General features: G+C 58.1%; 11 protein-coding genes. 2 read left to right on the top strand and 9 right to left on the bottom strand.

Going from position 1 to position 12,968, the window contains the following annotated elements:
* Window positions 1-28 precede the first annotated feature (28 nt).
* Entirely contained in the window at window positions 29-1,459 is a 1,431-nt protein-coding gene (locus G5149_RS14440; protein WP_041234090.1) for an alanine/glycine:cation symporter family protein, read from the bottom strand.
* 701 nt (window positions 1,460-2,160) lie between these two features.
* On the opposite strand from G5149_RS14440, the gene tal reads away from it, so the two are divergent.
* Entirely contained in the window at window positions 2,161-3,111 is a 951-nt protein-coding gene (tal, locus tag G5149_RS14435) for a transaldolase (RefSeq protein ID WP_005343804.1), read from the top strand.
* A 159-nt stretch (window positions 3,112-3,270) separates the two neighbouring features.
* On the top strand, window positions 3,271-3,453 hold the full coding sequence (locus G5149_RS14430) for a DUF3545 family protein (protein WP_005343802.1): 183 nt from the start codon (window positions 3,271-3,273) through the stop codon (window positions 3,451-3,453).
* Between the two features lie 288 nt (window positions 3,454-3,741).
* Here the strand turns inward: G5149_RS14430 and accA are convergent, their stop codons facing one another.
* From accA to G5149_RS14390, 8 genes are all read right to left on the bottom strand, one after another.
* Entirely contained in the window at window positions 3,742-4,692 is a 951-nt protein-coding gene (accA, locus tag G5149_RS14425) for an acetyl-CoA carboxylase carboxyl transferase subunit alpha (protein ID WP_421212735.1), read from the bottom strand.
* 15 nt (window positions 4,693-4,707) lie between these two features.
* Window positions 4,708-8,187, bottom strand: a complete 3,480-nt coding sequence (gene dnaE / locus G5149_RS14420; RefSeq protein WP_421212733.1) for a DNA polymerase III subunit alpha — start codon at window positions 8,185-8,187, stop codon at window positions 4,708-4,710.
* Between the two features lie 38 nt (window positions 8,188-8,225).
* Window positions 8,226-8,816 carry a ribonuclease HII gene (rnhB, locus tag G5149_RS14415; RefSeq protein ID WP_120414974.1) on the bottom strand — a complete coding sequence of 197 codons (591 nt, stop codon included), beginning with the start codon at window positions 8,814-8,816 and terminating at the stop codon, window positions 8,226-8,228.
* A 119-nt stretch (window positions 8,817-8,935) separates the two neighbouring features.
* The gene (lpxB, locus tag G5149_RS14410; RefSeq protein ID WP_216979322.1) at window positions 8,936-10,075 is read right to left on the bottom strand and encodes a lipid-A-disaccharide synthase; all 1,140 of its coding nucleotides are present in this window, start codon (window positions 10,073-10,075) and stop codon (window positions 8,936-8,938) included.
* Complete coding sequence (gene lpxA, locus G5149_RS14405; protein ID WP_216979323.1) at window positions 10,068-10,859, bottom strand: acyl-ACP--UDP-N-acetylglucosamine O-acyltransferase; 792 nt, start codon at window positions 10,857-10,859, stop codon at window positions 10,068-10,070. The genes lpxB and lpxA overlap by 8 nt, the downstream gene beginning before the upstream one ends.
* Window positions 10,860-10,864: 5 nt before the next feature.
* The gene (gene fabZ, locus G5149_RS14400; RefSeq protein WP_005338559.1) at window positions 10,865-11,326 is read right to left on the bottom strand and encodes a 3-hydroxyacyl-ACP dehydratase FabZ; all 462 of its coding nucleotides are present in this window, start codon (window positions 11,324-11,326) and stop codon (window positions 10,865-10,867) included.
* Between the two features lie 24 nt (window positions 11,327-11,350).
* On the bottom strand, window positions 11,351-12,370 hold the full coding sequence (gene lpxD / locus G5149_RS14395; RefSeq protein WP_005343790.1) for a UDP-3-O-(3-hydroxymyristoyl)glucosamine N-acyltransferase: 1,020 nt from the start codon (window positions 12,368-12,370) through the stop codon (window positions 11,351-11,353).
* 3 nt (window positions 12,371-12,373) lie between these two features.
* Window positions 12,374-12,886, bottom strand: coding sequence for an OmpH family outer membrane protein (locus tag G5149_RS14390; RefSeq protein ID WP_005338563.1), 513 nt, complete (start codon window positions 12,884-12,886; stop codon window positions 12,374-12,376).
* Window positions 12,887-12,968 lie beyond the last annotated feature (82 nt).

Genomic DNA, 12,968 nt, shown 5'->3' with positions numbered 1-12,968 from the left:
TTAATCAAGAGGTTTGACTCACCGCTTGTTATTTTTTGGTCGGATTGTCCCAAATTCCCTCTTCCAGCTGGGAGCGGATCTCCGGGTACTTGTTGGCATCAAAGGTGGGCACCTTGCCCAGCTTGAGCTGGTCGTTGTAATCCTTCGCCAGCTTGATGGCGACGCCGGAGAGCAGCAGGATCGCCACCAGGTTGACGATGGCCATCAGTCCCATGGAAACATCCGCCATGGCCCAGACAGTGGGTAACTCGCCCACAGAGCCGAACATCACCATACCCAGCACAAACATCCGGAACAGCATCAGGCCGCCCTTGTGGTTGTGCTCGAGGAACACCAGATTGGTTTCGGCATAGGAGTAGTTGGCCACGATAGAGGTGAAGGCGAAGAAGAAGATGGCTGCCGCGATAAAGATGTTGCCACCGCTGCCAATCTGGGAAGAGAGCGCACGCTGGGTCAGCTCGACACCGGTCACACCGGAGCCCGGCTCAAACTGACCTGACATCAGGATGATGGCGGCGGTACAGCTACAGATTACGATGGTGTCCATAAAGACCCCCAGCATCTGCACATAACCCTGGGAGGCCGGGTGCGGCGGATAGGGAGTGGCTGTCGCCGCGGCGTTGGGCGCAGAGCCCATGCCCGCCTCGTTGGAGAAGAGACCGCGCTTGATACCGTTGATCATCGCCTGGGAGATGGCATAACCCAGCGCACCCGAGCCTGCCTGCTCAATCCCGAAGGCAGACTTGATGATCAGCATGAAGACATGGGGCAACTCGGTGATGTTCATCGCCACGATCACCAGCGCCAGCAGGATGTAGGCCAGCGCCATAAAGGGCACCACCAGCTCGGCAAAACGGGCAATGCCACGAATGCCGCCGAAGATAATCAGGCCGGAGAGTGCCACCAGCGCCAGACCGCTGACCCAGTCAGGAATGCCAAACGCCACCTTCATCGCCAGACTGATGGAGTTGGCCTGCACCGCGTTGAACACCAGACCAAATGCTAGGATCAGGCAGAGCGAGAACACCACCCCCATCCAGCGCATGCCAAGGCCTTTCTCCATGTAGTAGGCTGGGCCACCACGGTAGTTGCCATCCTCATCCTTGACCTTGTAGAGCTGGGCCAGGGTGCTTTCGACGAAGGCGGTCGCCATGCCGATAAAGGCAATCAGCCACATCCAGAAGATGGCACCGGGGCCACCCAGATAGATAGCGACAGCAACACCGGCCAGGTTGCCGGTGCCGACTCGGGCGGCAAGGCTGGTACAGAGGGCCTGGAAGGAGGAGATGCCTGCGTTGTCCGATTTACGGCTGTTTTTCAGCACGGAAAACATGTGGCCAAAGTGACGGATCTGGATAAAACCCAGGCGGAAGGTGAAAAAGATCCCGACCCCGATGAGCAGGTAGATGAGCACGGCTCCCCACATCAGGTCGTTTAGCATCGCAATCAAGGTGTCCATAATTCTCTCGTTGTTATTCACATCCATGGCCAGTCTGCGCTGACCGTTTTCTGTCTGTCGTTTAATTAGCGTTTCGCTAAAGGGGCGGAATCTAGCACAGCGGGAGAGCCCGGAATAGTGATCCCGGTCACGCGAGACACAAAAAACGAACGGTAAAAGCCCATAAAGCTCCATTTAAATCGCAAACTTTCAACAAACTCAATAATTCAATCAGACAGGCCACCATTAAGCCCCATAAGAGAACCATTTTGATATATCCCTGATGAGCTATCCGGAAACGCAAACGCTTGCATGAAATAGCTTTCAAACGGCGATATTTCGCCAAACGTTTTCGCTGTAATTAAATTTCAAGTGCGTAGCGAGATAATTTATGTGATCGACGACACAAATATCGATATTGGCTAAAAAAGTTCAGCTGAAAGCAAACCGGAGCGAGGTCGGAAGGAAATGTAAAAAACCTTACTAATCATATAGTTTCACGCCATAAAACGGGATGACTCAACAGCCTGAATGTTTAACAACCAAGCGCCCCTATTGCAGGATGCAGCACATCAGTATTAATTAGGCAGGCAATGACGATGGGCCGCCCCCATCGCGCTTTTCTGAGCCTGAGGCACCAAGATCCTGTAATTTTATTTCAGAACCACCGTCTCAAGCCCGCAACCCAGGGATTACTCCCTCATTAAGAGATGATATTCGCTATGGCCGATAAATTAACCCAGCTGAAAGCCCTGACCACTGTTGTTGCCGACACCGGTGATATCGAAGCCATCAAACGCTATCAGCCCATCGATGCCACCACCAACCCCTCTCTGGTTCTGAAGGCCTCCGAGATCCCCGAGTACGCTCCGCTGATCGAAGACGCCATCAAGTGGGCCAAAGCCCAGAGCCAGGACAAGGCACAGCAAATCATCGACGCGGGCGACAAGCTGGCCGTCAACATCGGTCTGGAAGTGCTGAAGATCGTTCCGGGCCGTATCTCTACCGAAGTGGATGCCCGTCTCTCCTTCGATACCGAAGCCAGCATCGCCAAGGCCCGCAAGCTGATCCGTCTTTACAACGAAGCGGGTATCAGCAACGACCGCATTCTGATCAAGCTGGCCTCCACCTGGGAAGGGATCCGTGCCGCCGAGGTTCTGGAGAAAGAGGGTATCCAGTGCAACCTGACCCTGCTGTTCTCCTTCGCCCAGGCCCGTGCCTGTGCCGAAGCCGGTGCCTTCCTGATCTCCCCGTTTGTGGGCCGCATCCTCGACTGGTACAAAGCCAAAAATGGCCGTGACTACACCGCCAGCGAAGATCCGGGCGTGGTCTCCGTTACCTCCATCTACAACTACTACAAGCAGCACGACTACCCGACCGTGGTGATGGGCGCCAGCTTCCGCAACACCGGCGAGATCCTGGAACTGGCCGGTTGCGACCGCCTGACCATTGGTCCGGCCCTGCTGGAAGAGCTGAGCAAGAGCGAAGGCGCCGTGGTACGCAAACTGGACTACACCGGTGAGCGCAAGGCCAAACCGACCCCTATGACCGAAGCCGAATTCCGCTGGGAACTGAACCAGGACGCCATGGCTCACGAGAAGCTGGGCGAAGGTATCCGCATGTTTGCCATCGACCAGGGCAAGCTGGAAACCATGCTGGCAAGCCGCCTGTAATCGATTAATTTTTATGAAAAAAACCGGGCCCCTACCAAAGGGCCCGGTTTTTTTCATGGGCTTTTTTAGCGCTGTCATAGAGTCGTCACGAAAACGTTTTAATTTCAGATTCGTTATGTTATACGGGTGGTGAAAACGATAAAAGCCAAGGAGGGAGCCATGGAAATGTTCAACTTCGATTATGACGAGGTAGTTGAACTCGGTTCACGTAGCCGCGGGACAACGGGAAAAAAACGTAAATGGCGCGAGATCGAAGCGCTGAAAGACAAGCACCGTTTGCAGAAGGAGCTGCAATCCATTGATATCGCCTACGAGGGTCTGACAGACGACATTGAGCTGTAAGACTGCCTAATACCTGTAAAAGCGCCCCGTACATCCGGGGCGCTTTTTTATGCCGCAATCGGATGATCACGTGGCTTGTCATGCCATCGCCAGCGATGCCAAAGGATGCTGTAGGCTACTGGCAGCCATCACCAACAGCATGGCATACCAACCATGCACCTCACTCGCGAAGACTGAACTGCGCCATTCCAGGGCGCGTTGGGGCACTCATCTGAATGGCAGATCAACCGCAATAAAAAGCCCCCGTCGATGACGGGGGCCTGGATCTCGGGATTCACGATTGCGAGCTTAGCAGTAGCCGTAGCCCAGCAGACGCTGGTAGCGCTGCTCCAGCAGTTGTTCGGTATCAAGCGGACGCAGAACGTCCAGATCCTGCTTGATGCGGGCCTTGAGGTTTTTAGCCATCTTTTCCACATCGCGGTGGGCACCGCCGAGCGGCTCTTCGACGATGTTGTCGATGAGTTTCAGCTCTTTCAAACGCTGGGCAGTGATACCCATCGCTTCAGCAGCCACAGAAGCCTTCTCGGCGCTCTTCCACAGGATGGAGGCACACCCTTCCGGCGAGATGACAGAGTAGGTGGAATACTGCAGCATGTTGACGCGGTCACCCACGCCGATAGCCAGCGCACCACCTGAGCCGCCTTCACCGATTACGGTGCAGACCACCGGCACGGTCAGGCCGGCCATGACTTTCAGGTTGCGGGCAATCGCTTCGGACTGGCCACGCTCTTCGGCACCGACGCCGGGGTAAGCGCCCGGGGTGTCGATAAAGGTGATGATCGGCATCTTGAAACGCTCGGCCATCTCCATCAGACGCAGGGCCTTGCGGTACCCTTCCGGACGCGGCATGCCGAAGTTACGCTTGATCTTCTCTTTGGTCTCGCGACCCTTCTGGTGACCAATCACCATCACCGGCTCGCCGTCGAGACGGGCAATACCGCCGACGATAGCCTTGTCATCGGCATAGGCACGATCACCGGCCAGCTCGTCGAAATCGGTGAAGATCTGCTCGATATAATCGAGGGTGTAAGGGCGCTGGGGATGACGCGCCATCTGGGATACCTGCCAGGCCCCCAGATCACCGAAGATCTTCTTGGTCAGCTCTTCGTTTTTCTTCTCCAGCCGGCGGATCTCGTCTTTCAGATCCACGGCGTGATTGCCTTCACTCACATGTTTGAGCTCATCAATCTGCGCCTGCAACTCGGCAATCGGCTGTTCAAAATCCAGAAAAAGACTCATAGGGCCTTAGAACCTCTAATCAAAAACCAACTCGACCCGCTCTCGTCCAAGCAGGACGCGCAAGTCATCTAACAGTTGATCGGTGGGCGTCACCCGCCACTCGGTACCGAGCGTCAATCGCACCCGGGAACCGGGGCGACGATAGTTTACCTGAACCGGACAGACTCCGGCACGGGCGGGCTCCAAAATCTCGCACAAACGCGGAAAAAAGCGATCATCGATACGCTGTTCATCGAGGGAGATGCGGATTGCTCTGGCAAAACGCTCCCTCGCATCATTGATATCCAGTAATTCCCGGGCCGACATTTTAAGGCCACCGGAGAAGTCATCAAAGCTGACCTGTCCAGAAACCACCAAAATGCGGTCTTTTTGCATCAATTCTTCATATTTTTCCAGCGCTTCACTGAACAGGGTCACATCGAGGCGACCGGAACGGTCGTCCAGGGTGAAGATCCCCATTTTGTTGCCACGCTTGGTCACCATGCTGCGGGCGGCAATCACCAGCCCAGCCGCCGTGGTCACGGTATCGCGGGAGGTGGGGTGCAGATCGCACAACCGGCCCGACGTATAACGACGCAGTTCGCCGCTGTACTGGTTGATGGGGTGACCGGTGAGATAGAGCCCGAGGGTCTCGCGCTCCCCTTCCAGCCACACCTTGTCAGGCCAGTGTGGCACGTTGGCAAACGCCTTCTTGACGTCGTCAATCTCTTCGGTCAGCACGCCAAACATGTCGACCTGCCCCACCGCCTGCGCCTTGGCGTGCTGCTCGGCGGCACGCATCGCCTCCTCCAGCGTCGCCATCAAGGCGGCACGGTGTGGGCCGAGCCGGTCCATGGCGCCGGAGAGAATAAGCTTCTCCATCACCCGCTTGTTAAGCTTCTTGATGTCGACCCGGTTGCAGAAGTCGAACAGGTCGCGGAACGGGCCGTCCTGATCCCGGGCGATCAAGATCGCATCGATGGGGCCTTCACCGACCCCCTTCACCGCCCCGATGCCGTAGACGATATGACCATCTTCGTTGACCGAGAAGCGATAGCGACCGGTGTTCACATCCGGCGGGATCACCGTCAGCCCCATCCGCTGGCACTCGTCCACCAGGGTTACGATCTTGTCGGTGTTGTCCATATCGGCGGTCATCACCGCTGCCATGAACTCGGCCGGGAAGTGGGCCTTGAGCCAGAGGGTCTGGTAGGAGACCAGCGCATAGGCGGCGGAGTGGGATTTGTTGAAGCCGTAGCCGGCAAACTTCTCCACCAGATCGAAGATCTTCATCGCCAGCTCGCCGTCGACGCCATTCTTGATGGCGCCCTCCTCGAAACCGGCCCGCTGCTTGGCCATCTCCTCGGGCTTTTTCTTACCCATCGCCCGGCGCAACATGTCCGCGCCACCCAGCGTATAGCCTGCCAGGGTCTGGGCAATCTGCATCACCTGCTCCTGATAGAGGATGATGCCGTAGGTCGGTTCAAGAATCGGTTTCAGGCTCTCGTGCTGCCACTTCTCGTCCGGATAGGAGATCGCTTCATTACCGTGTTTGCGGTCGATGAAGTTATCCACCATGCCTGACTGGAGCGGGCCCGGTCGGAACAGGGCCACCAGTGCGATCATATCTTCGAAGCAGTCGGGGCGCAGCCGCTTGATGAGATCCTTCATGCCGCGGGATTCCAGCTGGAATACCGCTGTGGTCTCGTAGCGCTGCAGCAGGTCAAACGACTTCTTGTCATCGATGGGGATGGCGGCGATGTCCACCGGCGGCTTGCCCTCTTTGGCAAGACGCGGGTTTATCATGCCGAGCGCCCAGTCGATGATGGTGAGCGTTCGCAGACCGAGGAAGTCGAACTTCACCAGACCGGCGTATTCCACATCGTTCTTGTCGAACTGGGTGACCGGGTGATGGCCTTCGTCATCGCAGTAGAGCGGCGCAAAGTCGGTGATCTTGGTAGGCGCGATCACCACGCCACCGGCGTGTTTACCAGCGTTGCGCACCACCCCTTCAAGGCGGCGGGCCATGTCGATGAGGTCTTTGACCTCCTCATCCTGCTCGTAAAGCTCGGGTAGCTTGGGCTCGGCCTCGAACGCCTTGGCCAGCGTCATCCCCGGATCCGGCGGGATCAGCTTGGAGATGCGATCGACAAAGCCGTAAGCGTGGCCCAGCACCCGGCCAACGTCTCGCACCACCGCCTTGGCCGCCATGCTGCCGAAGGTGATGATCTGGGACACCGCCTCCCGGCCATACATCTCGGAGACGTGCTCGATCACTTCATCCCGTCGATCCATACAGAAGTCGACGTCGAAGTCGGGCATGGATACCCGCTCCGGGTTCAGGAAACGTTCGAACAGCAGGTCAAATTCCAGCGGATCGAGGTCGGTGATCTTGAGGGCGTACGCCACCAGAGAACCCGCACCCGAGCCCCGGCCCGGACCAACGGGAATGCCGTTGTCCTTGGACCACTGGATAAACTCCATCACGATGAGGAAGTAACCCGGGAAGCCCATCTGGTTGATCACTTTCAGCTCGATGTCGAGACGCTCGTCATACTCGGGACGACGCTCGGCCCGCACTGCCGGATCCGGGAACAGGAACTCGAGACGCTCCTCCAGACCCTCTTTCGACTTGGCCACCAGAAAATCTTCGGTAGTCATGTCGCCGGTCGGGAAGTTGGGCAGGAAGTATTCGCCGAGACGCACCGTCACGTTGCAGCGCTTGGCGATCTCCACCGTGTTTTCCAGCGCTTCGGGGATATCGGCAAACAGCTCCGCCATTTCCTCCTGACTGCGCAGGTACTGCTGGGGGCTGTAGCGACGGGGACGGCGTTTGTCCATCAGGGTATAGCCATCGTGGATGGCCACCCGGATCTCGTGGGCGTCGAAGTCATCGGCGTTAAGGAACACCACCTCGTTGGTGGCGACCACTGGCAGCTCGAACTCGGTAGCAATGGCCACTGCCATGTGCAGATAGACCTCTTCGTCGGGTCGACCGGTACGCAGCAGCTCGAGGTAGTAGGCATCGGGGAAATGGGTCTGGTAGAAGGCGAGGCACTGCTCGGTCATCTGCCGGTTACCCTTGAGCAGGAACTTGCCCACATCCCCTTCACGACCGCCGGAGAGGACGATCACCCCCTTGGCATGCTCGGCGAGCCAGCTTTTGTCGATAACCGGGCGCCCCTGCACGTGGCCGCGCTGGTAGCCGCGAGAGATAAGCAGGGTGATGTTCTGGTAGCCGTCGTTGTCCATAGCGAGCAGAGTGAGGCGGAACTGCTCGTCGCCAAGCTCGTCGCTCTGCACCCAGAAGTCGGCACCGACGATGGGTTTGATCCCCTTGCCGTGGGCAGCACCATAGAAGCGCACCAGACCGCACATGTTCATCTGATCGGTCAGCGCCAACGCCGGCATGTTGTTGGCCGCTGCAGCCCCGACGATGGGGTTGATCTTCTGCAGGCCATCGACCATGGAGAAGTCGGAGTGGACTCGCAGGTGGATAAAACGGGGTTCAGCCATCGTCATCTCCTCTCGCTGCTCAAACTAAATGGCATGGTCTACTCGATCCCCAGTGCGCGGCGCACCGGTTTGAAGCTCTTGCGATATTCGGGCAGCGGGCCACGCTCGGCCAGAATGGCGAGGTGCTCCGCAGTCGGATAACCCTTGTGGCGGGCAAAACCATACTCGGGATGACGGCTGTCCAACTCGGTCATCTCGCCGTCGCGGGTCACCTTGGCGAGGATCGAGGCGGCGCTGATGGCGGCCACCAGACTATCGCCCTTGACCACGGCGCGCGCTTCCATCGGCAGCGCCGGGCAGCGGTTGCCATCGATAAAGACCAGCTCGGGGGTGACCTTCAACCCCGCCACGGCGCGCTGCATCGCCAGCATGGTGGCATGCAGGATGTTGAGCTCGTCGATCTCTTCCGGAGTGGCGCGACCGATAGCCCAAGCGAGCGCTTTCTCTTTGATCTCGTCAAATAGCGCCAGCCGTTTCTTCTCGGAGAGCTTCTTGGAGTCAGCCAGTCCGACAATCGGGTTGGCGGGATCGAGAATGACCGCGGCGGTGACCACGTCACCCACCAGCGGGCCGCGACCCACTTCATCCACACCGGCAACCAGCTTGTCGTCAGGAATATCGATCATCATCTTGTAGCCTTGAATCAAAACAGGCCCCGTGGGGCCTGACAGGGGTCGACTGGCGCGACATCACCACTCGGAAAACGGATTAACGGGTAGCACGGCGCAATCGACGGTCCGAAATAGTGTTATCTGCCGAGCAGATCCACCACCGCGTCGGCGGCCTGCGAGTCGGCATTACAGCGGATCAGCTGGTGCAGCTCGGTGAAGGTGTTGACCAGCACACTGTTGTCGTGCTCGAAGTACTTGCTCACCTCTTCCACCAGATTCTCCGGGGTGCACTCGTGCTGGATCAGTTCCGGCACCAGCATGCGACCCGCGAGCAGGTTGGGCAGAGAGACAAATTCAGTCTTCACCAGTCGCTGTGCCAGCCAGTAGCTGAAGGGCTTGAGCTTGTAGCCCACCACCATCGGCTTTTTCACCAGCATGGCTTCGAGCGCCGCGGTGCCAGAGGCCAGCATCACCACGTCGGCAGCGATCATCGCCTCGCGCCCCTGCCCTTCCAGCAGCACCATCTCGAGATCCGGCGCCAGCTCGGCCTTGATGGCCATGAATTGCTCGCGCCGTTTCTGGTTGACCAGCGGCACGATGAAACCGAGATCCGGATAGCGCACCGTCAGGTGCTTGCAGGCCTCGAGAAACAGGGGGGACATAAAGCCCACTTCTGCGGTGCGGCTGCCCGGCAGCACCGCCAGCCAGCGGCGATTGGCATCGATACCGAGATTGCGACGCACGGCGGCCTGATCCGGCACCAATGGAATATCGTCCGCCATGGTATGACCGACAAAACGGCAAGGGGCGTCGAAGCGGTCGTAGAAAGCTTTCTCGAAGGGCAGGAAGGCGAGCACCATGTCGGTAGCGGCCTTGATCTTGTGAATGCGGTTCTGGCGCCAGGCCCACACCGAGGGGCTGACATAGTGAACCGTCTTGATACCGGCGCGGCGCAGTTTCAGCTCCACTCCGATATTGAAATCCGGTGCATCCACGCCGATGAAGATATCGGGCGGATTGGCAATAAAGTGACGCAGCAGTTCGCGACGGACCTTGAGAATACGCGGCAGACGGCCAAGCACCTCGGTGATCCCCATGACGGAGAGCTCTTCCATCTCGAACAGCGCCTTGACGCCCAGCGCCTGCATGCGCGGCCCGGCGATCCCTTCAAACTGCGCGTCCGGGTAGCGGGCTTGCAGCTCCCGCACCAGGCCGGCAGCCAGAATGTCGCCGGATACTTCTCCGGCGACGATACCGATGCGAACCGGATCAGGCACGGATGATCCCGCGCTCGTTGTCTTTGAGGAAGTCAACATAGAGCTGGACGGCCGGTTCGGCTTGCGCCATATCGATCAGCACCGGCAGCACCTCTTCGATGGTCTTGCCAGAGCGGAAGATCTCTTTGTAGGCGCGCTTGACAGCAGAGATAGCCTCGGCGCTGAAACCACGGCGACGCAGCCCTTCGGAGTTGACCCCGAACGGCTTGGCGTAGTTGCCTGCGGCCATCACATAGGGCGGCACGTCCTTGTTGAGGGCGGCGCAGCCACCGACGAAGGCGTGGGAGCCGACGCGACCAAACTGGTGAATGGCGGAGAGCCCCCCAAAGATCACGAAGTCACCTATCACCACGTGACCCGCCAGGGTGGCGTTGTTGGCGAAGATGCAGTTGTCACCGATGATGCAGTCGTGGGCAACGTGGACGTTGACCATGAACAGGTTGCCGCTGCCCACCTTGGTCAGGGATTGATCCTGAATGGTGCCACGGTGGAAGGTGCAGTTCTCGCGAATGACGTTGTTGTCGCCAATTTCGAGGAAGGTGCGCTCACCGGCGTACTTCTTGTCCTGACAATCCTCACCGATGGAGGTGTGCTGGAAGATCTTGTTGCCACGACCAATCTTGGTCGGGCCCTTGATCACCACATGGGAACCTACCCAGGTGTTGTCACCGATTTCCACCTCGGCGCCGATGACAGAAAAGGGGCCGATTTCAACCCCTTTACCGATCACGGCAGACTCATGGACGATGGCAGTATCGTGAATGATGGCAGTCTGGTCGATCACGTGTGTTAAACCTCGCGTTTGGCGCACATCAGCTCGGCGGTACAGACCACTTCACCGTCGACGGTAGCGACTCCGGTGAACTTGGCAATACCGCGACGCTCTTTCAGGAACTCCACGTCGAGCACCAGCTGGTCACCGGGGCCGACTGGACGCTTGAAGCGAGCATTGTCGATTGAGGCAAAATAGTAGAGTTCGTTGGGAGACGGCTTGCCCACCATGGTAAAGGCCAGGATACCGGTGGCCTGTGCCATCGCTTCCAGGATCAGTACGCCCGGGAACACCGGCTTGGCCGGGAAGTGCCCCTGGAAGATCGGCTCGTTGAACGAGACGTTCTTGATGGCACGCAGGGTTTTGCGCTCATCGCTGATCTCGTAGTCGTCGACACGATCCACCATCAGAAACGGATAACGGTGGGGCAGCAGATCCATGATTTCCTGGATACCCAGGCTCTTCTTTTCAGTAGTCAAAACAGTACCCTATACCAATCGTGATTATTCTTGATCCAGCTTCTTCTCAAGCTTGCTTAACCGCTTGTGCATCTCTTCGATACGCATCACCCGGGCGGCGGTCTTGCGCCACTCTTTATTGGTTTGCAGAGGGATGCCGGAAGAGTAGACACCGGGCTCGGTAATGGGTCGCATCACCATGGCCATACCGGTGACGGTGGCCTGGTCGCAGATCTCCATATGCCCGTTAAAGACGGAAGCGCCGCCAATGATACAGTATTTGCCGACCTTGAGACTACCAGCCATCACGGTGGAGCCCGCCACGGCGGTGCCGTAGCCGATCTCAACGTTGTGGGCGATCTGGCACTGATTGTCGATGATGACGTTGTCAGCGATGCGGGTATCCTCCAGCGCACCGCGGTCAATGGTGGTGCAGGCACCGATCTCGACCCGGTTGCCAATGGTCACGCCGCCGAGCTGGGGGATCTTGATCCACTCGCCACGTTCATTGGCATAACCGAAACCATCGGCGCCGATCACTGTGCCGGATTGAACCAGACAGTCGGTGCCCATGGTAACATTGTGATAGAGGGTGACGTTGGCCCACAGCCGGGAGCGCGCTCCCAGCCGGGTATTTTTGCCAACAAAACAGCCCGGGCCAATGCGTACATCATCACCCAGCACGACACCGGATTCGATCACCGCATTGGCGCCGATGGCCACTCTCTCGCCCAGTTGCACGTCAGCCGCGATGACGGCACTCGGATGGATATCCATGGCCGGCTGCGGGGTGGTGTCCAGCAGTTGGGCTACCCGGGCAAAACCCACGTAGGGATCCTTGAGCACCAGCGCATTGGTGGGACAGAAAGGGAGATCCGCCTCTGTGATGAGCACGGCAGTCGCCTTGCTCTGCTCCAGATAAGAGCGGTACTTCTTGTTGGACAGGAAGGTAATCTCACCCTCCCCGGCCTTTTCCAGTGTCGCTACCTTGCGGATTTCCAGGGTTCCGTCGCCATGGACCTGGGCCCCCAGTTGCTGGGCCAGCTGTGCGAGAGTGAATGCCATCAATTAGTTGCTCTTGCTTACCTGAGAAATAACCTGGCCGGAGATGTCCAGCTTGCTGGCGGCATACGGGGCGGCATTGCGCTCCAGCACCAGATCGTAACCATTGCTCTTGGCGATGGAATCGATGGCAGCCTGCACTTTGGTCAGGATCTTGTTGCGTTCTTCGGACTGACGGCGGCCGTTGTCCTGCTCAAAGGCTTGACGCTTCTGATTGAACTCCATCTGCAGCTTGGCCAGTTTCTCCTGGTTCTGCTTCTTCTGCTCGGCGCTCATGAAGGCTTCATCCTTACGGAACTTCTCGACCAGCTTCTGGCCTTCCTGTTCCAGCTTCTGCAGCTCACGCATGCGCGGCTCGAATTCGCCTTTCAGCTTGGCTGCAACGGCTTCACGCTGGGGCAGCTTTTGGAAGACTTCGCCCATATCAACCACGGCGATCTTGGTCTCAGCGAAGGCAGAACCCATGCCGGCAGCCATCAGTGCAAAGCTCAAACCAGCTACTTTCAACGCTTTATTCACACTTACTCCTTGTTCCCTCATGGCGAGGGCTACCTGATTTACCCGATTATGCAAGCGGCATTGACACCGTCTTGTTACCTGG

It is taken from the genome of Aeromonas sp. 600479 (assembly GCF_049175515.1).
In the GTDB taxonomy this organism is placed as follows: domain Bacteria; phylum Pseudomonadota; class Gammaproteobacteria; order Enterobacterales; family Aeromonadaceae; genus Aeromonas; species Aeromonas veronii_A.
Note: the sequence above shows the minus strand (reverse complement) of the source record. Positions and strands in the feature narration are given on the sequence as shown.